Below are 23976 nucleotides of genomic sequence, written 5' to 3'. Positions count from 1 at the left end.
TTTTTTTCTTTTTTTTATCCTAAAGTTTTGACCGCCTTTCCTCTCTTTTCTCTTCCTCCTCAGCGGGCTGCAAAGGTGCGAATCTTATTTCAATTTACCAAGTGAAATTTTCACTTTTTTAAACTTTTTTTTATTCGCTAAATCTTCAAAAAACAACGCCCTTTTTCCTTGAGCGGCCACAAATGTACAGAGAAAAACACTTACGCTCCAAGAGAAATTTTGAAATAATTAAAACTATTTTACAACTACCTGTAAACTAACCCTAAATTCATTCGCCACACCCTTACTTCAGCCCATAATAATAGCATTTACCTTATTTGTATATTTGAAAAGTATATGAACAAGCACCCATTTCCCGAAAACTTCCTGGCCTCATTAAGCGCAGAAAACGGATTTGATGAGCAAAATTTTATAAATGCTCATGAAAATTCTGATGCGCCTACATCTATAAGGTTAAATCCTTTTAAACCTTCGGCCTTAAAAACGGGCGCGCAAGTGCCCTGGTGCGCCGATGGTTTTTATTTAGATACCCGCCCGTCCTTCACTTTTGATCCGCTTTTTCATGCCGGATGTTATTATGTACAGGAAGCATCATCCATGTTTATTGATCATATCATCAAACATATCAGGCAAAACAAGCAGCAACCTGTTAAGGTGCTCGATCTTTGCGCGGCGCCGGGCGGTAAAAGCACCCTGCTTAATTCGGCTATTGGGGCCGACGATCTGCTGCTGGCTAATGAGATCATTAAAACACGCGTACCTGTGTTAACCGATAACCTGAGCAGATGGGGTCAAAGCAATGTTATTGTTAGTAATAACGATCCGAAAGATATCGGTCGACTCAAAAGCTTTTTTGATATCATCCTGGTTGATGCACCCTGCTCCGGCTCGGGCATGTTCCGGAAAGATCCGCAGGCGATGAACGAATGGTCTGAGGCCAACGTCAATCTTTGTCATCAACGGCAGGAACGTATTCTGGCCGATATATTACCTGCCTTAAATGAGGATGGCTACCTTATATATAGTACCTGCTCTTACTCGCACCAGGAAAACGAGGATATACTGGATTGGCTTTGCCAGGAATTTGACCTCGAAAGCATTCGCATACCTATATATAAGGACTGGGGTATTGTTGAAACCGAATCACCCCTGCAAAAAGCATGGGGTTATCGCTTTTATCCGGGCCAGGTAAAAGGCGAAGGTTTATTTGCCTCCTGCCTGCGCAAGAAAAACAATACCGGCGAACTGGGCAATTTTAAAAACAACATGCAGCAAAAAATAAGCAGCAAGGAAATTGACCAGGTAAAGGCCTATCTTAATAACCCCGAAAGTTTTTATTATTTTAAGGTGAATGAAGACTGGCTGGCTATTAACCGCATCCATAAAGAAAGTCTGAATATTTTGCAGCGCCATCTGTATCTTAAAAAATCCGGCGTGCGCGTTGGTCAGCTGATGGGGAAAGATCTGATACCCGATCATGAACTTGCCCTAAGTACTATAATAAATAAGGACGCGGTTTTACAAACAGAACTTAACTATGATCAGGCTATCCAATACCTGCGCCGGGATAACATCGATTTGAACTCTACACAAAAAGGCTGGAGCCTCATGACCTTTGAAGGTCATGCGCTGGGCTGGGCTAAGTTGTTACCCAACAGAATTAATAATTATTATCCGAAAGAGATTAGGATACTGGCTCCTTTTAAATGATGTGCAGATTTCAGATGTGCAAATGTGCAGATTATAGATGTGCAAATGTTTTTTAATTGGCTTAATGGGTTAAATCTTTTGTATACAGATTTTATCTGCACATCTATAATCTGCACATCTGCACATCCTCAACTCAATAATCACCTATAGATAACAACACCAGCGTACAGGCATTCTCTGTTTGGATACCTTTCTCGTTGGCCAGGCGGCGCAGTTCGGAGTTTTCGGTGCCTGGGTTAAATATGATGCGTTTGGGATTGGTATCTAATATATAATTATACAGCGGCGGTTGGTTTTGCGGGCCAACGTATAAAGTTACCGTATCAATATCGTGATGGATGGTTTCGGGTTTTTCAATGGGTACCCCTGCTACCTCACCTGTTTTTATCCCTACGTTTACTATGGTGTGTCCTTTGCTTACCAGCCGGTTCGAGGCCAGGTAAGCGTATCTGCTGGGATCAGGTGTAGCACCCAATACCAATGTTTTTTTATTATCCATATAATTGAGGTGATTTCACTGATTGCTTTTTGATTACACCGACAATCAGTGTAATCTTTCCAAAATCAGTGTAATCTTATTTAATCGGTGAAATCCTGTTTAATTAGTAATTATCCTTTTTAATAGCGCTATCTGGGCCGAGTGGTATATATGATGTTGTATCAATCCGTTGATCAGTTCTTCATAGGTAACACCGGTTCCCTGTTCGCGGTTCCTTTCGTCGTTTGTTGGCTCATTCCATTGATCCGGAGGGAAGTTTTGGATGATACCAATCAAATTTACGTTAACCAGCTTCAAATCTTCAACATAATTCTGCCATTTTTGCTCGTCCGGCTTGCCGGTATCGGGCCAATCGCCGCTGGTGGGTATGCCCGATGGCAGGCCATTCATCCTGTCCATCACCTCTTCTGTCCAGGCAATCATGTGTAACACAATTGCGGCTATATTATGTACTGAGCCCGGCGGCTTTTCGTACGCGGTTTCAAAACTGACGCTTTTTAGAATATCATAAACCGGCGAACCATACCAGGGATCGCCCGACAATACGTTTTGCAATTCGTGCGAAAGATTTTCTGAGGTGCTCATGCTAATATTTTTAAAGTTGCCAAAGCGCAGTTGATACCATCAATAGCAGCAGAAATAATGCCACCCGCGTAACCGGCCCCCTCACCACAGGGAAATAAACCTTGAACCTGCGGATGCTGCAGCGTTTCTTTATCGCGCGGAACTTTTACCGGCGATGATGTGCGCGACTCCACGCCTACTAATATAGCTTCATTTGTATAATAACCTTTCATTTTGCGGCCAAATGCAGGCAAGGCTTTTTGCAACCGTTTGTGTATCCATAAAGGTAACACTTCTTTCAGCTCCGTACTTTTGGTTCCGGGCAGGTAGGAGTTTACCGGCAGGTCATTTGATAGCCGTCCTTCTACAAAATCAACCATGCGTTGCCCGGGCGCAACCAGGTTACCGCCGCCAGCTACAAAAGCTGCTTTCTCAATCTCCTGCTGAAAACGCAGCATCTTGAACGGATCCGCATCATCACCGGCCACATCTTCCATATTAATTTGTACTACCGTACCGGAATTAGCGAAAGGATTGTTCCGTTTGGATGGGCTCCAGCCGTTCACTACAATTTCATCAGGCTCTGTAGCACAAGGTGCTATGATACCACCGGGGCACATGCAAAAAGAGAACACCCCCCTATCCTCCACCTGCTCCACCAGGTTATAATAGGATGGCGGCAGATCCGGACCGCGGTATTCGCAATGATATTGCGCACGGTCGATAATTTCCTGCGGATGTTCTATCCTCACCCCTAAAGCGAAAGGTTTAGCCTCAATCAGTATATTTTGATGATGCAGCATTTCAAAAACATCACGTGCCGAGTGACCCGTAGCCAGTATCACCGCGTCGGCTGTCAGCTTTTCGCCATTGGCCAGTTTTACACCTTTTATTTTACCAAATTCCACCAGTAAACTGGTCACTTTGGTATCAAATAAGATTTCTCCACCAGCGTTCAGTATGGTTTCGCGCATGGCGGTAATGATCTGTGGCAGCTTATTGGTGCCGATGTGCGGCCGGGCATCTATCAATATATTCTCTTCGGCGCCATGTGCTACAAACATTTTCAACACCTGGTTCACATCACCGCGCTTGGTAGACCGGGTATATAATTTACCATCGGAGTAAGTACCCGCTCCCCCTTCGCCAAAACAATAGTTCGATTCGGGATTAACCAGGCCTTGTTTGTTGATATTGGCCAGATCACGGCGGCGCTGTTTTACATCTTTACCGCGTTCCACAATAATGGGCTTTAATCCCGATTGGATACATTGCAGTGCAGCGAAGATCCCCGCCGGACCAGCGCCTACAATAATAACCGGTCGCCCAAACTGCACATGAGGATAATTAACAGTAAATATTTCGGGCTGATAAAGCTGATCTAAAAACACCTGCACCTGCATCCGGTAAACCACCTTGCGGCCACGGGCATCGATAGACCTTTTTAAAACTTGTACCGCCGAAACTTTTTGGGGTTGAATATTTAAAGAAGCCGCCGCTAAGCGGGTTATTACGGCTTCGTCTTCCTGCTGCCCGGGAGGGCATACTATTTCTACTTCTTTGATCATGATAATTGCCGGGTTTTTATCCCGGATCGGAACAAAGGTAGTGAAAAAAGGCCTCACTAAAAGAGTCGACTCACCCCGTCTTCGCTCCGCTCGACACCCCTCCCTGCTACGCATAGAGGGGAACAGAATTAGTTACATTTTCTCCCTCTTTCCGCCGAAGGCGAAGAGAGGGATGACGAGCGAAGCGATGTCAGGGTGAGTCTAAACCGCGGGGCATTCTTCTCCCCCCAAAAGGGTGATATCCGTTAAATCACCAGAAAATAAACTGTCCGCCCGTGCACATTAACCGTCCGCTATCGAACAGTTTTAAATGGTCATTAAAATTTATTTCTCTGAAAATCAATTATTTATGATATGGCATTCATATTGGCATAGGCTCGTTATAAAAATTACAACACAAAATGAATATCGCCGAAGACCGCTTGATGACCCTATGGGAAGGATGTTTGAAAAACGACCGCAAGCAACAGGAACAATTATACAGGGCCTTAGCCCCAAGAATGCTGGCAGTTTGCATGCGTTATGCAACTGATAAGGACGAAGCGCAGGATATACTGCAAGAAGGTTTTATAAAAATGTTCAAAAACATGAACAACTATCGTGGTGATGGCAGCCTCGAAGGATGGATCCGCCGTATTATGGTACATTGCGCCATATCACGTTACCGCAAATTAAAACCCATGGTTTTGGTAGACGACTTTGCTGCCGAAAGCAGCATGCCCATGACCAAATCATACAATGATAACGGGCTGGAAGCAAAGGACCTGATGAAACTGATTCAAAAATTACCAAAAACTTACCGTTCAGTATTCAGCATGTATGCTATTGAAGGCTACTCGCACCAGGAGATCGGTAATTCATTGGGCATGACAGAATTATTATCGCGCACTACCCTATATCGTGCACGCAATATTTTAAAAGACATGATCAGTCAGCTTACCATGCGTGAGCAGCATTGCCTGGCAGGGTAATCAGCCCCTTACCCTGCCTGCTTCTGAATTTTGGATTATTCAACCATACACTTATCACCGCCGCAGTTCAGGCAACCCGCCTGAACTTATCCTCAGTAACAATAAAAGCTCATTTCATAATCACCATACTTGTTTGTCATCCTGAGGAACGAAGGATCTATTCTACAATTGAAAAGTTCAATAATAGATGCTTCACTCCGTTCAGCATGACAAATCTATTTTTCTATCAACGAAATGCCGAGGGGCGAGACATCCCCTATCATAAAATCATATCAGTCCTTTAATCGTGTACCACAAATGTTTTGACTATCTTTAGCAATGCGTATCTTGTCATGTTGTCATAACTATTAGCTGTTGTAACAACGGTACGCCTTTTGTAATCTAAAATCCAAAACATCACTAAAAACATCATTAAATGAAAAAGTTATTCTCGGTAATATTAATTATAGCGACGGCTATGTCATTAAGCTCATGCAGTTATAACAGCATGGTTAAAATGGACGAAAACGTAAAAACCAAGTGGGCGGCCGTTCAAAGCCAGTATCAGCGCCGCAGCGACTTGATCCCTAACCTGGTAAATACCGTTAAAGGAGCTGCCAATTTTGAAAAAAGCACTTTAACCGCCGTTGTGGAAGCCCGCGCCAAAGCAACATCCGTACAGGTTGACCCTACCAAGCTAACTCCTGAATCTATCAAAGCTTTTCAGGCAGCACAGGGTGAGTTAAGTACCGCGTTGGGCCGCTTACTGTCGGTAACCGAAAATTATCCGAACTTAAAAACCAACGAAAACTTCCTGGGCTTGCAGGCACAGATAGAAGGTACCGAAAACCGCATACAGGTAGCGCGTCAGGATTTTAATACTTCTGTGCAGGAATTTAATACCAAGATCCGCTCATTCCCGGCCAATATAACTGCCAAAATGTTTGGCTTTAGCGAAAAGGGCTATTTCACCGCCGAACCCGGAGCTGATAAAGCGCCAAAGGTCCAATTTTAATTAGTGAATTATTGAGTTAGTGAATTAGTGATTCGAGCTTCAGAAAAGTTCAAATAATAAATATTCACTAACTCAATAATTCACTAAATTACTAATCAAACACCTCACTAATTCATTAATTCACTAAATCACTAATTAAGATGCCTGTATTTACCGATGAAGAGCAGTTGCGGATACGCAAAGCTATACAGGAGGCCGAGAACCGCAGCTCGGGCGAGATCCGGGTATGCATCGAAAAAAAATGCAGCGAGGATGTGCTTGACCGTGCCGCTAAATATTTTTACCAGCTTAATATGCACAAAACCAAACTGCGCCATGGCATATTGATTTATGTAGCTACTGTCGACCGTAAGTTTGCCATTATTGGCGATGCCGGTATCAATTCTGTAGTACCTGCCGATTTCTGGGACACTACCAAGGAGGATATGCTGCAGCATTTTAAGTATGGGGATATTATAGAGGGCATTGTTACCGGCTTAAAAATTGCCGGCGAACAGTTGCAGAAATATTTTCCGCATACGCAGGACAATAACAATGAATTGCCCGATGACATTGCCTTTATGGATGGCGATTAACCCTAAAACTCATGTTCAAAAAAATCATATTGTTCTTTAGCCTGGTGTTGTGCGCCTTTGTGGCCTTTGCACAGGATTTCCCGGAACGATCAACCACGCTGGTTACCGATTATACCAATACCCTATCGGCCGATGATAAACAACGGCTGGAAAGTAAACTGGTGGCTTTTAACGATTCTACCTCTACCCAGATCGCTATTGTGATCATCAAATCGGTAGGGAATTATGACATCGCTGAATACGGCGCTGCATTGGGGCGTAAATGGGGTATCGGGCAAAAAGGAAAAAACAATGGCATACTGATCCTGGTAGCCCTTGCCGATCGGAAACTTACCATTCAAACCGGCTATGGTGCCGAAGGTGCATTGCCCGATATTGTAACCCAGGAGATCAGGGTGAATGATATTAACCCACGTTTTAAACAGGGCGACTATTATGGCGGATTAAACGCCGGCGTAGACCAGATCATTAAATATACCAAAGGCGAATACAAGGCCGATAAAAAACCGCAGGCTAAACAAAATGGCGGCGGCGGTGGCAGTGTACTCATTGTCATCATCATCGTTATTGTGATCATCATACTTATCTTCCGTAACCGGGGTGGTGGCGGTGGTCGCCAGATCATTGGCAGTCGTGGCGGAGCCAGTCCGTTCTGGTGGTTCCTGGCCGGCAATATGCTGGGTCGCGGCAGTGGCGGTGGTGGCGGCTGGGGAGGTTTCAGCGGTGGCGGTAATGATAGTGGTGGCGACAGCGGAGGCTTTGGTGGTTTCGGCGGCGGTGATTTCGGCGGTGGCGGCTCCAGCGGCAGCTGGTAGGCGAAGCAATTAGTGAGTTATTGATTTAGTGAATTAGTGATTTGAGGAGATCTTCATTCATTTACTAAATCAATAATACTTTCTTACTCGCTAATTTAAATCTCCAGTCTCTAATTCACTAATTAAGCATTCCCCCAAATCACTAATTCACTAAATCAATAATACACTAATTAAATAATGGATCTCACCTGGAAACTACTTTCATCACATTATATACATAAAGGCCCTTGGGCTACCTTACGGCTCGATAAATGCGAAATGCCCGATGGCCGCATTGTTGATGATTACTACGTATTAGAGTACAACAACTGGGTTAACGGCGTAGCCATAACCGAAGACAATAAAGTACTCATGGTAAAACAATACCGTCATGCGGCAGGAATTATCTCACTGGAGATCCCCGGAGGTGTAATCGATGGCGACGAAAAACCTGTGGAGGCCCTGCGCCGTGAATTGCTGGAAGAAACCGGCTACCAGTTTGATGATTTTGAGCTGATCTGTACTGTTTACGGTAATCCTGCAACGGCCAACAATCAAACTTTTACTTACCTGGCCAAAGGCGGCAAAAAAGTTCAGGGCCAGGCCTTGGATACTCATGAAGAACTGATTGTGGAAGAATATACCATCCCCGAAGTAAAACAACTCCTGTTGGAAAACAAAGTAGTCCAGGCCATGCACTGCGCCGGGCTGTTTTATGGCATGATGAAACTGGGGGCTTTGTAGAACTTTTAAAGCCCCACTCAAGCGGGGCTTTCTCTGCATTCGCTTAAACCGTTTCAAAATTTTTATTATAATCAATGAGGGAAATGATAATTTATAGACCTGATATTTTAAAAAGGGTTGTAATATTTGGAGTTATTGGAGCTATAGCTTTAATAGGGTTTAGCATTTGGGGCCATTATAGTTATTTATCATCTAATTTTAATGGTCGTATCGATAGTGTAAGAGAGGGAGAGAAAGGGGATGCGATAATTATTATTAAACAAAAAGAATATGTTTTAGATGGGGCATGGAGTTACAGTTCGGGCAATAAAGTAGATATACAAAAAGGAGATTCGATTGTAAAATATAAAGACTCTACCCAAATTAAATTAATAAAGCGAAATGGAATGACTATCATTCATTAAATTCATTTTAGCCTGTGGTCGGTATTCTCACCGCACCACTCATAGCTGAACTTGAAAACATATAATATTAAGCATGTGCAGTAGTGGTACGGTGAAAACACCGACCACAGGCTGAATATTTTTTCCTAACTCAGATCTCACTACTCACCACTCACAATACTACTCCGGGCAGTTATCCTTCCGCCGCGTATCTACAATATAAATGATCTTCCAGCCATCTTTGGTTTTCAGCAGATGGAAAACATCCACGCCACAATGACTGAATTTATCGCCGACGTAAAATTTATAAGGCGCCCATACACTGGCCAGCGGACCGTCGATCTTGATGCTGTTAAAAACAATCCGTTCGTCATACACTTCTTTGTGCGGGGTACCGACCGATTTCAGAAAGCCACTGGGGTCTTCGTTAACCAATACCGGTGCTCCCGCCTTACTATCATTGATACTCTGAAAAACAATATGTTGATCAAACGTCGACCGCAACAGGGTGCTATCCCCTTTGCGCATGGCATCAAACAGGGTATTGATAGTTTGCTTTACACCGGCCTCATCCGTTTGCTGGGCAAAGGTTTTAAACGACAGGAGTAATACGAATAACAGGAGTAGTAAATTTTTCATGACAAGCTTATTGAATATTGGAAAATTAAATATAGTTATTTTATGAGGGCTCTTATTTTTCTATTCTTCCAGAATATTTAACTTTTTTAAACGAATTCCAGTGTGATGTTTTGCCTACTTTTTAAACCTAAAAAAATCACGTCAAAAACAGCGTTAAAATTTGTTAAAAAGTGTTAAAATCGACACTTTTCGAGTACTTTTTGATGAAAAACAGGCCGTTTTTGAGCAGAAATTTGTTAAAATTTGAGGTTTAAAAAGTTTTTGAGCTGTTAACCGCCTCCCAGATCTTCACCGTCTCCACCGCTTCTTTAACATCATGAACTCTTAGGATATTAGCGCCCTTCATCAGGCCTATAGTATTCAAAACGGTGGTACCATTCAGGGCTTCGGCGGCGGTGGTTTCGAGCAATCCGTAGATCATCCGTTTGCGGGAAATGCCTACTAAAGTGGGCAGGCCTAAAATATCAAAATCGTGCAGGCGGTTCATCAGGGTGTAATTATGTTCGCTCTTTTTAGCAAAACCAAAACCAGGGTCGATGATCACATCATGTACACCCAATTGCTTGAGCTGCTGGTATCGTGACACAAAATAGTCCAGCACCTCGGTAAAAACATCATCGTATTGCGCCAATTGGGTCATAGTCTGCGGTGTGCCCTTCATATGCATCAAAATATAAGGAACCTGTAAACGGGCAACGGTGGCAAACATACCTTCGTCCAGAACTCCGCCCGATATATCATTGATGATATGTGCCCCGGCTTTGATAGCAGCTTCCGCAACCTGCGCCCGAAAAGTATCTATGGACAGCACCGCATCTGGAAAAGCAGCCACAATAGCCTCAACAACAGGCAATAGGCGTTCGGTTTCCTCAGCAATGGAAATATCCTCAGCATTTGGTCTCGAAGAATACGCGCCGATATCTAGAAAAGCGGCGCCCTCGGCCAGCATTCTTTCGGCTTGCTGCAGGGCTTCGTCCACACCAGGCTTACGGCTACCGGCGTAAAAGGAGTCGGGTGTAATATTAATGATTCCCATAACCTTTGGAATGGATAGGTCTATCAGTTTACCTCCCGCATTAAGGGTAATTTTTTTATGAAATGTATCTCTAGTCATGCGTTTTTACAAAGTTTAAATATTGTAATTTAGTTTAACTTTGCAACATTGGCGTAAGCACGCTATATTCAAACGTTTCAACATTCAAATATTTCAAATTTGGCTAATACATCAGCAGAGTACGACGCAGTAATTAACACATGTAAGGGCCTTTTCATGAAAAAGACCCGCGACTACGGAACCGCATGGCGCATACTGCGCCCGCAGTCTATCACCGATCAGATATTTATAAAAGCCCAGCGCATACGCACGCTGGAAGAAAAAAAAGTATCAAAAGTAGGTGAAGACATTACCGGCGAATATATTGGGATAGTAAACTACTGCGTGATAGCTATGATGCAGCTGGAATGTAGTGCCGAAACCGCCATGGAGCTCACTCCCGATCATGTGGAACGCCTGTTTGACGATAGGGTAAAGGAAACCAAGGAACTCATGTTTGCCAAGAACCACGATTATGGCGAAGCCTGGCGCGATATGCGTATCAGTTCACTAACCGATCTGATACTGATGAAATTGCTGCGTGTTAAACAAATTGAAGATAACCAGGGCCTTACCGAAGCATCTGAAGGCGTAAAAGCCAATTACCAGGACATGCTCAATTATTCGGTGTTTGCTTTAATAAAATTAGGGGTACAATAGGACTTTGGGAACAAGGATTTTGGAGCAAGGATAAAAGGAACAAAGAGCAAGGATTTTTAGAACAAAGAGCAAAGAAAAAGTCTTTGCTCCTTACTCCCAAAATCTTTGTTCTCATAAAGAAAAACTATGAAAAACAGCTTTATTTGGTTTTGCAGGATAGCGGTTGGCTTGTTATTTATATTTTCAGGATTGATCAAAGCCAATGATCCGCTGGGTTTTTCGTACAAGCTGGAAGAGTATTTTGAGGTTTTTCATATCATGTTCCTCAACAACTTTGCTCTTACTATAGCTATATTGCTATGTACATTGGAAATGCTTTTGGGTTTTGCCCTGCTTATTGGTGTTCGTGCGGTAAAAGTGGCCTGGGGCTTATTGTTGCTCATTATATTTTTTGGCTTTTTAACTTTCTATTCGGCGTTCTTTAAAGTAGTACAAACCTGCGGTTGCTTTGGTGATGCTATTCCGCTTACGCCATGGCAATCCTTTAGTAAGGATATGATCCTGCTTTTGCTGGTATTGGTGCCTTTTATCAACCGCAAAAAAATACAGCCCATATTTAAGCCAAAAACAGCCGATAAATGGCTTATCGGAGCCGCCGTTATCGCATTAGGTTTTGGCATATATACTTATAATTTTATGCCGGTCATCGACTTTTTGCCTTATAAAATAGGTGCTAATATCCCCGATGAAATGAAAATTCCACCGGGAGTACAGCTGGATGAGTTTGAGGTAACCTACAATCTCAAAAACAAAAAGACCGGCGAAACCAAAACCATGAGCGATAAGGAATACCTGAAAACCAATATCTGGAAGGATGCTAATTGGGAAGTTGTAGGTAACCCGGAAAGCCGCCTGGTGAAAAAAGGTTTCGAACCTAAAATTCGCGACTTATCTATACAAGATGGGCAGGGTAATGATTATACCAAAGAGCTATTATCAAACCCGTTTTACAGCCTGGTTATCGTTGCTCATGATCTGGATAAAACCAATCCCGAGGCTATCAACCGTTTAAACGCGTTGGCCATAAACGCCACCGAAAATTATAATATCCGTACCATATTGCTGACGTCCAACTCGGCACAAAGCGCTGAGGCATTTGCCAAAGCCCATAAACTGGTTACCGAAATTTTTTATGCCGACGGCGTTCCGCTAAAAGAAATGGTACGGGCCAATCCGGGTGTGCTGCTGCTTAAAAACGGTACCATTATTAATAAATGGCATTACCATACGGTACCAACTTATGATGGTTTAGTAAAAAAATACTTTCAGCAACAATAGCCATGATCCGTTACCTCATCCGCAAATTATTTTACGGACTGGCGGTAATGCTGGGTGTGGTGCTGGTGGTTTTTTTCCTGTTTAATATTTTACCTGTAGACCCGGCACGGATGACACAGGGCCAGCGTGCCGATGTACAATCATTACAAGCGGTACGCAAGGAATTTGGTCTGGATAAACCCATACCCGTACAATTTGCCTATTATCTGAATGATCTTTCGCCGGTAGGTATCCATCTAAATAATGCCGAAGAGCAGCAGCGCTATCATTATGCCAAATTGTTCGCGGTAAGTGATACTAAAGTATTGGCCATCAAATGGCCTTATCTACGTCGGTCGTACCAAACCCGTAAGGATGTAGCTGGCTTGCTGATGGATGTAATACCCAATACATTGGTACTGGCAACCACGGCGATGATATTTGCCATTATTATAGGCGTGTTTCTGGGGGTACTAAGCGCGGTGAATAAAGATACGTGGATAGATAAACTGGCCATCAGTTTCTCGACACTGGGCATATCAGCGCCATCATTTTTCGCGGGGATTATTATTGCCTGGATCTTTGGATTTGAACTCAGCAAATATACAGGTCTCAACATGTCGGGCAGTTTATATAGCTATGATCCATTCAGGGGCGAAGTGATCAGCATCCGCAATTTAATATTACCCATGATTACCCTGGGCTTGCGCCCCCTGGCTATTATTGTACAGCTTACCCGCAACGCCATGCTGGATGTATTGGGTCAGGATTATATCCGCACCGCGAGGGCAAAGGGCCTTGGCAACCGGGCTATTATTTATCGTCATGCCTTAAAAAACGCATTGAACCCTGTGATCACCGCTATAGCCAACTGGTTTGCCTCATTGCTGGCAGGTTCATTTTTTGTAGAATATATTTTTGGATACAATGGCCTGGGTAAGGCTACGGTTGATGCCCTGGAGATGTCGGATTTTCCGGTGGTGATGGGCTCTATCCTTTTCATCGCCTTTATTTTTGTGGTGATCAGTATTCTGATCGATATTATTTATGTTTGGATCGATCCGCGGGTAAAATTAAGCTGATACTATTTATGAAATATTTTTTAGTTGGTTTTATGGGCTGTGGCAAAACCACCTGGAGCCGTAAACTGGCAGCCAAATTAGGCTATGAATTTATTGATCTCGACCATGTACTTGAAGCAAAGGCAGGCATGAGCATTGCCGAATATTTTTCGAGTTTTGGCGAAGATGCCTTCCGCAAGCTGGAATCAGAAGTACTGAAAAAAACCGAATACCCTAAAAACGTGGTGGTATCAACAGGCGGCGGCTTACCCTGCTTTTTTGATCACATGCAATGGATGAATGCCAATGGCAAAACCCTGTACATCAAACTATCGCCCAAAACACTGGCCGACAGGCTTAGCAACAGCAAAACTGTGCGCCCGGTATTGCAGGGTAAACAAGGCGATGAACTGGTGGAGTTTATAACCGGCAAACTAGCCGAGCGTGAAGGTTTTTATTTACAGGCCAGCCACATTGTAGAAGGCATTGACATGTCTGTAGAAAAGCTGGAAGCGGCGCTGGGAATTGAGAGCTAATTACCTCAAATAAACCGCGTCTTCCTCACCATCTTCGTCCAATACCACATCCACATGTTCTTTGATCACGGTTGAAAGGGCTACACCGGCAAAGTCGGTAGTTACGGGGAAGCTTTTATGATTACGGTCGATCAGTACGGCAGTACGTAGTTTTTTGAGGGGTACATCTAAAAACACAGCCAGGCCATAAGCCAGTGTTTTACCGCTGTTCAGTACATCATCAACCAGTATCACTACTTTATTGCTGCATTCCTGAACATCAAAATTAACTTTAGCCTGCAGGGTACTGCTTTGCTTTTCCAGCTCAATGGTAAGTAGTTTGCTGGAGAAAGGCGCTATACCGTCTAAAATAGTTTTGATCCTTTCGGCAATATGATTACCACGGGGCAGTATGCCTGCTATCAGTATTTCCTGTTCGTCAAAGTTATCTTCCAGTATCTGGTAAGCAATACGGTCGAGCTTTTGCTCTATCTGGTGCTGATTTAGTATCAGGAGTTTCTTTTCAGACATCGGGCGAATAATAAAATACTGATGTAAATATAGAAAATTAACTATCCAACAAAAGCCTTAATTACTACTTCCCATACGGGAAATAAACAAAATTCGCACCCTCGGGTACCACCACAAAAACGCACATAAAATCGTTGGGATTTTTGTAGCTGTTGATAAAACGGTCTTTCAGCTCGGGTTTAATAACACCCCGCTCCTCAAATTCTTCGAGGGTTGAAGCGTGGATGCTCCAATCGGTATTCAGATCATTTCTGTCCAGGATAACCTCGCCCAGTTTCAGTTCGTGCTGATGAGCTATAAAAATAGGATACGAGGATAATCCCTCCATCATAATTTCAACAGCCACTTCATGGATTGAGTCTTTAAAAATTTTAAGCTCACGTTCCAGGCTCAGCAATGGGCTGTCCGGAGCTGGTTTAGGGCTTTCATTACCTTCGTTTAACAGATCTTCGGGTTGCATATTGACCGTTGATTTATTTGATTATATTGATTTCGTTGATACCTCTTTCGTCCGAACCTTGATCCGTTGTATTAAAGTATTACCTAAATTTTTCTCTTTTGGTTTTTACTCTTTTTACTATGAACCATGATCTACGAACTAATTCCCCCGTAACACCATCAACACTACATTTTCCACATGCTGTGTGTGGGGGAACATATCAACAGGTTGTATTTTTACCGTATCGTATTTCTCTTTGAGTACCAGCAGGTCGCGGGCCTGGGTAGCGGCATTGCAGCTTACATACACAATTTTCGGAGCCTCAATTTCCATCAGGCGGTTTACCACATCAGGGTGCATGCCGGCGCGCGGCGGATCGGTGATGATCACATCGGGTTTACCGTGTTCGGCCACAAAATCGGCAACCAGCACATCTTTCATGTCACCCGCGTAAAACTTGGTATTGGTGATATTATTGATGGCTGAGTTCACTTTAGCATCTTCAATGGCAGTAGGCACATATTCCACCCCCACTACTTCTTTTACATGACCGGCAATAAAATTAGCGATGGTACCGGCGCCAGTGTACAGATCATATACCAGCTCATCGCCCGTAAAACCAGCGAAATCGCGGGCTATTTCATACAGCCGTAGGGCCTGGATACTGTTGGTTTGGTAAAAAGATTTTGGCCCAATGCGGAATTTAATGCCATTCATTTCCTCATGGATGTATTCAGGTCCTTTAAAGGCGATCACATCCTGATCAAAAATGGTATCGTTCTTTTTTTGGTTGATGATGTACAACAGCGAAGTGATCTCCGGGAAACCGGCATCAATAAAGTTCATCAGCTTGTTGACGTCCTCTTCGCTTACATAAGCAAATACCACAATAACCATTACCTCGCCGGTTGATGAGGTGCGAACGATGAGGTTACGCAAGGCACCTTCGTGGTTACGCAGGTTATAAAAAGTATAACCCTGTGCTATCACAAAATCGCGGATGCTGTTACGCAGTGAGTTTGACGGTTCGGCTTGTAGATAGCAATGCTTTACATCCAGTATCTTATCAAACCTACCGGGGATATGAAATCCCAGCGCGTTCATGTTCAGGGTTTCATCTTCCTTGTTTTCACCGTCGTACAGCCAGCGTTTATCAGAAAATGTATATTCTAATTTATTACGATAATAACGGTCGGCCGGTGATGGCACAATATCCATGATACCCTCCACGTCAATTTTGGCTATCCGACCCAAAGCGTCGGCTACCGATTTTTGTTTGAATTTGAGCTGGCCGGTATAATCCATGTGCTGCCATTTGCAGCCTCCACAGGTGCCAAAGTGTTCGCAAAAGGGTTCAACCCGGTATTCGGATGGTTGTTTAAGCGCGACTATACGGCCCTCGCCAAAATTCTTTTTGCTTTTGTAAACCTGTACATCGGCTATATCGCCGGGGATGACTTTATCTACAAAAAGCACAAAATCGTCGGTTTTACCTACGCCTTTGCCTTCTTCGGCAATATCAATGATCCGGACATCCTCAAAAAACTTCTGTTTGGCAACTTTATTCATCAGGCTGCAAAGTTAACCGTATTTATTTAGGATAAAAACAGGAGGTTAGAGATAAGCACAAAGTGGCTTTACATGTTAACCCAAGGTAAACGCATCTGGCTAAAGCGATAAGAGCCGGGAAATAAGAAAGTAGCTAATTCCCCGACTCGCTTTTTGATTAAGATTTAGGTGTTATAAGTTCGAATTCATGAATTACCAGACAAAAGAATATCCATCCCGCTTAAAAGCGGACTACCAGGAATAGAAGAGGCAATCAGGCGAACAAGCTCAAAATATAGGATACAAAATCATCGGTATCCATATCGGCTATGTCAAATTGCTCATCAATCAGGTCTGAAAATTCTGTTAGCTCGGGACTCATGATAAAATATTTGTTATGCTAACATAGTAAATATTATACTAAAAACCAAATCGGTATATAGTATTTTATAAAAAAGGGGACAGATTTTCTACCATCCCCTTTTTTTATTAATGCTTCTCCCAGTTTATTTTACGCGAGAAATACATCAATATGGCCACCACTATAAATAAAGCCACACTGCCTATGATGAGAGCAAAATCTTCCAACTGGATGATCACAAAAATGAACGCGTAAAAAACCGACAGAATAAAGGCAAATAACAAGGCCGCCATTTTATTTTTTAACAAGGATGCGATAAACACCGACACCAATGCTATGGTTGAAACCGAGGCAATGAGATAGGCGTAATTATAACCCACCTGCTCCGAAAAGGAAAGCAGCAGGGAATAATAAATGATCATGGCTATGCCAATGAGTACATAATTAAATATATGGATCCTTTGCTTGCGGATCACCTCGGTTAAAAACAGTGATATGAATGTTAACGCAATGATAAGCAGCGCATACTTGCTGGTGCGCATTGTTTTTTGATACTGATCAACCGGCAGGCGCAATTTTACACCAAATGTAGCATCAGTAAGCTTTTTATCGTTGCTGAGGAGCCTATCATTGTCTATCCATTGTTGTGGAAAAGGGCGGTTATAATACAACATGCGCCAACGGGCCTTAAAGCCATCTTTGTTTACGGTGCGTTCGTCGGGCAGGTAGCGGCCGTCAAAGCTTGGGCTGCTCCAGGTTCCGCTTGCTTCCACATCGGTAGTTTTACCTAGATGCAAAAAGCTTAAGTTCTGACTTCCTTTCAAGTCCAGGGCGTATTCAAAAGGTGCATTCCCATCTTTAGCGCCTGAAATATCCACAGCTACCTGTAAGCCCCCGCCAAATACAGATGCGTTATCAAATACAGGTTCGGCGGTTAGTGTTTGATCATTGGCTTTGATCACCGGGTTGTTTTTCAGGCCTTTTAAATCGCTGATGCTAAATACGATCCGTGCCTTATTCAATAAAAGCTGATCGGGAGTCAGGGATAGGCTACCCAGGTCGGCTTTGGAGAAATTACCCGATACCTTTACCTGCGAATTATAAACAGCCACATCAAATATGCCCCGGTGCAGAATCTGGGTGCTTAACCCGGCTTTAATATGCAGATTATCAGGCAAAATGTATAAATTCCCTGTATGCTCTCTGATAACTTCCTTGTTTAATGCATCCGTTTCTTTAATCTGTTGTTTGTAAGGGATGATCAACACAGGACCTTTGATCACCTGGCTGCCCGACCATTTGTCGGATACATCGCGCATCATTTCATCCTGCCGGCTGGCCCGTTCATCAATCAGGTTATTAACCAGTGATGATGGTACCAACAATACCAGGATCAGCGTACAAATAAAGAGCAATTTAATGGTTATCGACTCCTTGAGTCCGTCCATTATTCCTTGTTTTAGTGATTCGTTTTCGGTCATGTCATTTTTTATTATAAAGTACTTTGCAATTCAAAGTATTAAGATCAAAAAGAAGGCCCTGAGAGCCTTATCGCATTTTCTATTAATATAATAGTACTTTGAAACTCAAAGTAACAAAGAAGAATTAAACAATCCAAATAATTTCTTTTAAAAAAATTAAACCGAAATAGCCGCCTTCACCAGGTAAGGAAGGATCTCCTTTTGAAAAGAAACAAAATTCTTGCGTACGTCTGAGTCGCTTACCGAGGTAAAAGCAAAGCTAAACACAATGCTCTTACTGCATTTTATTAAAAAGCGCAGCCTTTGCTGGTAGGTTTCGTGCTTACGGATGCCGGGTAATTGTATAAACGAGGCCATCAGCAAATCCTCCAGTTCGTTGGAAAGATTCTTCAAAAAATCCTGTGAATTGGTCGACTCCCTGATAAAATCCCAGCCGATGAATTCATTACATATGGTGTATGATAAGCGGCAGGTTTTCATGATGAGGTTATTCAAATACTCTTCCTCGTCAATATCAGGGGCATTGTGCTGTATCAAGTCGTCAACACTGGCTTTGATGTAATCCATCAGCAATACATGCAAAACGGCCTCTTTACTATCAAAATATTTGTAAATAGTAGCCTTGGCAATTTTAGCTTTTTTGGCTATCTCGTTAACACTGGTTTTATGGTAACCGAATTTGCGGAATAACTCCTGTGCCGCCCTCTTTATACTATCTTTTATTTTATCGGCTTCCATTTATTAATTTAATTGACAACTTGGATTGTAAAATCGGTTGTGATAACCTGGTATGACCTTAACGCTTTTGTTGCAGGTGCTTTTACGGGAGTACCATCCTCCAACGAAAACTTTGATCCGCTGCAGGGATCAGTCACTGTAAAACCTGAAGCATCAATAGTAACAGCACACTTTTTTTCGGGTTGATAGCTGCTGCACCGGTCGAAAGCCACAATTCCACGGGTTTGTGAATGATATAAAATTAAGCCCGAAACACCATAGCCGCTAATTGTAACAACACCACCGGGGCTGTTTAGCGCACTATATTTGGGGTTTATAGGCGATTGAAAGTTTACCGGTACACTCGGAACAGGGTCGCCCTTACCGCATGAAAATAAACAAACTCCTGTTAGTATAACCAGTATAAACTTTTTCATAGTATTTCGGTTTGAAACTGTTTTAAAAAGCGCACATCGTTTTCAGAAAATAAACGCAGATCACGGATAACATATTTCAGGTTGGCTATCCTTTCCATACCCATACCAAAGGCAAAGCCGGTATACTTTTTACTATCGATACCGCAGTTTTCCAGCACGTTAGGATCAACCATACCACAGCCTAATATCTCAACCCAACCACTGTATTTACACATATTGCAACCCGATCCGCCGCAAATGGTACAGGATACATCCATCTCGGCCGATGGTTCGGTGAACGGGAAATACGACGGACGGAAACGCACTTTGGTGCCCTCACCGTATAATTCCTGCACAAAGTGATACAGCGTTTGTTTCAGATCGGCAAAGGATACATTCTCATCCACATACAAACCTTCAACCTGGTGAAAAAAGCAATGCGCACGGGCCGATATAGCCTCGTTACGGTAAACCCTGCCCGGCATAATAGCCCGGAACGGTGGTTTACCATGCTCCATCATCCGCACCTGAACCGATGAGGTATGGGTTCGCAAAGCAATATCATCCTTACCACTGTTCTTTTTGATAAAGAAAGTATCCTGCATATCACGCGCGGGGTGCTCTTCGGGGAAGTTTAGCGCCGAAAAGTTATGCCAGTCGTCCTCAATTTCCGGTCCTTCGGCAACCACAAAGCCCAGGCGCTTAAATATATCAATGATCTCATTACGTACCAGTGAAAGCGGATGGCGTGAGCCAACAGCAAAATCTTCACCAGGCAAGGTGAGGTCAAGCCCTAAGTCCTGAGTTTTAAGTCCGGAGTCAAAACTTTCCTTCAGTTCATTGTATTTGGTTTCAGCCAGTTGTTTAAACTGGTTAAGTACTTTACCAAAAACGCGTTTTTCTTCGGGGCCAACGGCTTTAAATTGCTCAAAAAGGTCTTTTATAATTCCCTTGGTACCTAAAAATTTGATACGAAATATTTCCAGTTCATCGGCATTAGCCGGCGAAAAAGCATTTATTTCGGCTGTATACTGGTCAATTTGAGCTTGCATTATTCTGGTGTTATTAAAAAATTACTGGCTGTAAGCCACCTTCCTGATATCGCCTGCGGTGTAAACCGGTTGGGCATCTGACGCCAACAAGTGTGCAAATATAAAAAAACGCCTCTAATGTGTTTAGCGATTGCAGGAATATATAGCATAAGGCGCTTACAGGTAACGCCATTATTACCCGGCTTTAACAAAGGCACGCATTATATAAAACCTTTTTAAAGCTTTATTTTAACATTTTTTGCTTAAAAGCGCAGGTTGTGCGAACGAAGTAGGGCAAAATAATTGCAACTTGTGCTTCTGTCCGGCATCAGCAAAAACTTACTATGCCCTCTGCAGCCGCACAAGCCAACATAGTTCTGCCCGTTTTCATCCAAAGCTTATGCTGATGGGAAACAAAATTCAGTAATTCACTAAATCGCTAATTTAATAATTAAGCTTTACTCCAGTATCGAATGAAAATCGCGTTCAAAGCCCTCGCCATAGATCACTTTATACTCTTTGCTGAAATTCTCGAAAGTATTTTTAGCCAGCGAATGTTTGCCCAGATACGAGAGGGCCTTGCATTTCAGTATCATGGCATCCTCGTTTACCGGATCGAAGTAAAAAATATCATTGGCCAGCTTGATCAGGAACTCGGCATCGTCGGCAATCTGAACCGATCCGGCAAACTGGATATAGGAATCGATGATCTCGTTGGATACTTCAGATTTAAAGGCATCGAGCCATTCGTACTCGATGTTTGATAAAAAGTTGCCGCGCTGGGTGATGTATGTAAGCTGGATGATCTTTTGTTTGTTGAGCTTACTTTTGTTGGATACGATGTTAAGATAGTTATGATAATCAACCATGATCTGGTTATAATCGATCTCAATTTTCCAGTAACCTGTATCTTTCGACAGGTGGCAATTTCCCATTTTATCCAACAGGGATTTGAGCTTGGCTATATTAACCGAGCGGTTGTTGCGGGCGCTTTTTTCTGATTTATCAAACCACAATATCTCGTTCAGCTTTTCGGAACTTACCCCCCTGCCCAGCTTCACCGAATACAATAAAATAACCAGGAACAGTTCTTTAAGCAGTGGTGTAAAATATTTGGTTATCTCGTGGCCATCTGGTGTAAACAATTGCAAATCGCCAAATAAAAATATGGCGTTCTTGTTATTATTCACCCGGCTGTCATGATCGGGTTCAATGGACAGTCCGGTCTGCTCGGTATTATGGGGCAGAGGTTCCGTAACAGCTTTTGTTACTAATGGCGGCGGCTGTACTTTGCTTTTCCTGCGATAAACAATTACCACGACCGCTACACCCAGGCCTGCCACAAACAGGCCGCCGATCCATAAAATATAGTTAATGCCGGCTTCGCTGAGTGCAGGGCTATCTAATGGCTCGGGCGGACTCAGCAACGAATACACCTTAATTCTGGTTTGCTCTTTATCCTTAAAAAGGGTAACCGTTAAAAATTTATTGCTGTGCGGACAGTAGTAAATATCGGCATAAGCACGGGCGTCATGAAATAAATAGGGAATGGTATCGCCCACCAGTTGGTAAATGGGTTTATCCAGCGATCCTTTGATCAACTGCAGGTTGGAGTTAAACTTATGCTGCGGAAATATCAACCCGTAATACGTTTTGCTTTTACTGTTAATGATGAGCGAATTGGCAAATACAAAGTCCTCGTTTTTAACATTAATACTAAATAATTTCTTAAACGTTTTAGTCGCGGGGATAAAACGCATCATATCATACAGGTTACGCGGATTTACAATCTGCTGGCCCGATGCACTGCCGTAACCGCCTATCACATACACGGTATCGCCTGCAGCGCTGGCTCCTAATCCAGCCATGTAGCGGGGCGTAAATACATCGCCGTTAGTTTTTATCTCCTGCCAGGTACCGGTGTTTACGTTATATCGTTTCACGCTGTCTTTATAAATCAGCTGCCCGTAACCGCCAATAGTGTATACCGATGTATCTGCCTTACAGAAAAACTTATTCAAGTGCCCGGTATTGGTTTCCTGGGGCATATTTTTAAAGCTTTTATCCCATTGCCGGTCGCGGATATTATAAGTGGCGATAACTTTTTGGTCGATAAAAAGATAATACAGCTTACCATTATTAAACAGGGCCTGATCGCCGGGGATAAGTTGTTGCTTGCCGGTTTTGTAAACCTCGCTCTTTAAAGGACTTATTTTGTTGATGGAATAAGAAAGCAATGAGTCGGCTGTGATCATGTAAATCGTTTCGGTAGCCGGGTCAAAAGCCAGGCTGGCATCACCGGCAATACTAAACTCTTTTTCCATTTGCCAGTTACGGTGACGCGCCTTGATCCATAGTGGATTGCTGACTGTGCCGTTATTCTGATTTACGGTTTCGTGCACTATATCGCCCTGCCATTCGTTCAGCGGCCACCAGGATAGCAACTTATCCTGCTGCGCTACCTTTACATCGCGCAGCTTAAACGGCGGCAGATCGGTGGTTTGATATTGCCGGTAGGCATTGGCCCCGAACAATAATTTATAGTTCGCGCTTTGCTTTAAGTGCACCCCTACCTCGCTGTAGGAAGCTTTGCCGGCAGATACGGTAAGCTTGCTGTTCTTAAAATCGATAAAAATTTTGAGCTTGCTCCAGTTATCAAACAGCTGCTTATCATCAATATTGAATGATATTTTGGAAAGCTTTTCGCCAATGATGATCTTGAAATGTTTGGTATTATACTGGTTATCATACACCAGGTCGATGTTTTGTTTATCGTCGCCCACCAGCCGGAGCATATAGCCAAAGTATATTTGCCGGTTAGGAATGAACGACAGATCAAAGGATACCTCGAGATTATCTTTTGCCGCAACATTGCTGATGCCCAGGTTTAAGGTGGTGCGTTTATCCTGTACTACCTCATGACTATAAAAACCAAGCCCGTATGATTGCGCATGAACAGGCGGTATCCATAGTATATTTAAAAAAATAACCGAAATTATTCCTGAAACAAAAAATCTCATGTTGATCAGTACTTACTATTAGGACTTAAGTACCCGTATTGTATTTATAATCTGGCCAAAAAATATTACCTATTTAGCTGCCGGCACTGGCTAAATTACAATAAAAACAGTTCACATTCAAAGTGCAATGTGATTATATCAGGAAGGATACGGGAGCTGGTTCACCGGTCGTTGCTTCGCTTGTTATATAAAATATTAAAAAAGAACTAACCCGAGGGAAAGCCTCACCTAAATCCTCTCCAAAGGAGAGGACTTGACTAAGCACATCTATTTTTCTCTCGTGGTTATAAGCGGTGACAAGTAAAAGTCCTCGCCTTTGGAGAGGATTTAGGTGAGGCATGAACGTTTCAACAAAGCAACTTGAACGTTTCAACAAAGCTGCCTGCCTAAATACTGCCGACCTTT

At 43.0% G+C, this 23976-nt stretch carries 24 protein-coding genes; 11 read left to right on the top strand and 13 right to left on the bottom strand.

The annotated features are described in order from the left end of the window. Window positions 1-336: 336 nt before the first annotated feature. Window positions 337-1710 (top strand): RNA methyltransferase, encoded by a 1374-nt coding sequence (locus AB6735_RS23535; protein ID WP_370998556.1) that lies wholly within the window; start codon window positions 337-339, stop codon window positions 1708-1710. 133 nt (window positions 1711-1843) lie between these two features. Here AB6735_RS23535 and AB6735_RS23530 read toward each other — a convergent pair whose 3' ends face one another. The 3 genes from AB6735_RS23530 to AB6735_RS23520 all read right to left on the bottom strand — a co-directional run bounded on the left by AB6735_RS23530 (window position 1844) and on the right by AB6735_RS23520 (window position 4341). Continuing rightward, window positions 1844-2209: a CoA-binding protein gene (locus AB6735_RS23530; RefSeq protein ID WP_370998555.1), complete on the bottom strand. Its 366-nt coding sequence runs from the start codon at window positions 2207-2209 to the stop codon at window positions 1844-1846. Between the two features lie 99 nt (window positions 2210-2308). Next, window positions 2309-2794 (bottom strand): DinB family protein, encoded by a 486-nt coding sequence (locus AB6735_RS23525; protein ID WP_370998554.1) that lies wholly within the window; start codon window positions 2792-2794, stop codon window positions 2309-2311. Further along, a complete protein-coding gene (locus AB6735_RS23520) occupies window positions 2791-4341 on the bottom strand; it encodes an NAD(P)/FAD-dependent oxidoreductase (RefSeq protein WP_370998553.1) in 1551 nt (516 codons plus the stop codon). The genes AB6735_RS23525 and AB6735_RS23520 overlap by 4 nt, the downstream gene beginning before the upstream one ends. A gap of 401 nt (window positions 4342-4742) precedes the next feature. Between AB6735_RS23520 and AB6735_RS23515 the strand changes: the two genes are divergently transcribed. From AB6735_RS23515 to AB6735_RS23490, 6 genes are all read left to right on the top strand, one after another. Then, window positions 4743-5312, top strand: coding sequence for an RNA polymerase sigma factor (locus AB6735_RS23515; RefSeq protein WP_370998552.1), 570 nt, complete (start codon window positions 4743-4745; stop codon window positions 5310-5312). A 415-nt stretch (window positions 5313-5727) separates the two neighbouring features. Beyond that, window positions 5728-6306: a LemA family protein gene (locus AB6735_RS23510; protein WP_370998551.1), complete on the top strand. Its 579-nt coding sequence runs from the start codon at window positions 5728-5730 to the stop codon at window positions 6304-6306. Between the two features lie 140 nt (window positions 6307-6446). Further along, a complete protein-coding gene (locus AB6735_RS23505; RefSeq protein WP_370998550.1) occupies window positions 6447-6881 on the top strand; it encodes a TPM domain-containing protein in 435 nt (144 codons plus the stop codon). An 11-nt stretch (window positions 6882-6892) separates the two neighbouring features. Further along, a complete protein-coding gene (locus AB6735_RS23500; RefSeq protein ID WP_370998549.1) occupies window positions 6893-7696 on the top strand; it encodes a YgcG family protein in 804 nt (267 codons plus the stop codon). Between the two features lie 177 nt (window positions 7697-7873). Then, a complete protein-coding gene (locus AB6735_RS23495) occupies window positions 7874-8419 on the top strand; it encodes an NUDIX hydrolase (RefSeq protein WP_370998548.1) in 546 nt (181 codons plus the stop codon). A gap of 74 nt (window positions 8420-8493) precedes the next feature. Continuing rightward, window positions 8494-8823, top strand: a complete 330-nt coding sequence (locus AB6735_RS23490; RefSeq protein ID WP_370998547.1) for a hypothetical protein — start codon at window positions 8494-8496, stop codon at window positions 8821-8823. 159 nt (window positions 8824-8982) lie between these two features. Here the strand turns inward: AB6735_RS23490 and AB6735_RS23485 are convergent, their stop codons facing one another. Both AB6735_RS23485 and folP read right to left on the bottom strand, forming a co-directional pair. After that, a complete protein-coding gene (locus AB6735_RS23485; protein ID WP_370998546.1) occupies window positions 8983-9441 on the bottom strand; it encodes a nuclear transport factor 2 family protein in 459 nt (152 codons plus the stop codon). 250 nt (window positions 9442-9691) lie between these two features. Then, on the bottom strand, window positions 9692-10555 hold the full coding sequence (gene folP / locus AB6735_RS23480) for a dihydropteroate synthase (protein WP_370998545.1): 864 nt from the start codon (window positions 10553-10555) through the stop codon (window positions 9692-9694). Window positions 10556-10711: 156 nt separating this feature from the next. Here folP and AB6735_RS23475 point away from each other — a divergent pair, with 156 nt between their 5' ends. The 4 genes from AB6735_RS23475 to AB6735_RS23460 all read left to right on the top strand — a co-directional run bounded on the left by AB6735_RS23475 (window position 10712) and on the right by AB6735_RS23460 (window position 14048). Beyond that, complete coding sequence (locus AB6735_RS23475) at window positions 10712-11194, top strand: DUF1599 domain-containing protein (protein ID WP_370998543.1); 483 nt, start codon at window positions 10712-10714, stop codon at window positions 11192-11194. A 126-nt stretch (window positions 11195-11320) separates the two neighbouring features. Beyond that, window positions 11321-12472 carry a BT_3928 family protein gene (locus AB6735_RS23470; protein ID WP_370998542.1) on the top strand — a complete coding sequence of 384 codons (1152 nt, stop codon included), beginning with the start codon at window positions 11321-11323 and terminating at the stop codon, window positions 12470-12472. A 2-nt stretch (window positions 12473-12474) separates the two neighbouring features. After that, window positions 12475-13533 (top strand): ABC transporter permease, encoded by a 1059-nt coding sequence (locus AB6735_RS23465; protein WP_370998541.1) that lies wholly within the window; start codon window positions 12475-12477, stop codon window positions 13531-13533. 8 nt (window positions 13534-13541) lie between these two features. After that, the gene (locus AB6735_RS23460; RefSeq protein WP_370998540.1) at window positions 13542-14048 is read left to right on the top strand and encodes a shikimate kinase; all 507 of its coding nucleotides are present in this window, start codon (window positions 13542-13544) and stop codon (window positions 14046-14048) included. Here the strand turns inward: AB6735_RS23460 and AB6735_RS23455 are convergent, their stop codons facing one another. From AB6735_RS23455 to AB6735_RS23420, 8 genes are all read right to left on the bottom strand, one after another. Next, on the bottom strand, window positions 14049-14558 hold the full coding sequence (locus AB6735_RS23455; protein ID WP_370998538.1) for a phosphoribosyltransferase family protein: 510 nt from the start codon (window positions 14556-14558) through the stop codon (window positions 14049-14051). A 64-nt stretch (window positions 14559-14622) separates the two neighbouring features. Then, a complete protein-coding gene (locus AB6735_RS23450; RefSeq protein WP_370998537.1) occupies window positions 14623-15018 on the bottom strand; it encodes a hypothetical protein in 396 nt (131 codons plus the stop codon). A 138-nt stretch (window positions 15019-15156) separates the two neighbouring features. Continuing rightward, window positions 15157-16566 (bottom strand): 23S rRNA (uracil(1939)-C(5))-methyltransferase RlmD, encoded by a 1410-nt coding sequence (gene rlmD / locus AB6735_RS23445; RefSeq protein WP_370998536.1) that lies wholly within the window; start codon window positions 16564-16566, stop codon window positions 15157-15159. Between the two features lie 468 nt (window positions 16567-17034). Continuing rightward, window positions 17035-18387, bottom strand: coding sequence for a cell envelope integrity protein CreD (gene creD / locus AB6735_RS23440; protein WP_370998535.1), 1353 nt, complete (start codon window positions 18385-18387; stop codon window positions 17035-17037). A gap of 156 nt (window positions 18388-18543) precedes the next feature. After that, a complete protein-coding gene (locus tag AB6735_RS23435) occupies window positions 18544-19125 on the bottom strand; it encodes a TetR/AcrR family transcriptional regulator (RefSeq protein WP_370998534.1) in 582 nt (193 codons plus the stop codon). Window positions 19126-19133: 8 nt separating this feature from the next. Further along, a complete protein-coding gene (locus tag AB6735_RS23430) occupies window positions 19134-19541 on the bottom strand; it encodes a hypothetical protein (protein ID WP_370998533.1) in 408 nt (135 codons plus the stop codon). After that, the gene (pheS, locus tag AB6735_RS23425; protein ID WP_370998532.1) at window positions 19538-20572 is read right to left on the bottom strand and encodes a phenylalanine--tRNA ligase subunit alpha; all 1035 of its coding nucleotides are present in this window, start codon (window positions 20570-20572) and stop codon (window positions 19538-19540) included. Before pheS ends, AB6735_RS23430 begins: the two co-directional genes overlap by 4 nt. A 437-nt stretch (window positions 20573-21009) precedes the next feature. After that, entirely contained in the window at window positions 21010-23571 is a 2562-nt protein-coding gene (locus AB6735_RS23420; protein WP_370998531.1) for a galactose oxidase, read from the bottom strand. Window positions 23572-23976: the final 405 nt, after the last annotated feature.

Origin of the sequence: Mucilaginibacter sp. RCC_168, assembly GCF_041355315.1 — a bacterium.
Classification (GTDB): domain Bacteria; phylum Bacteroidota; class Bacteroidia; order Sphingobacteriales; family Sphingobacteriaceae; genus Mucilaginibacter.
This window is presented reverse-complemented; position numbering and strand designations above follow the sequence as displayed.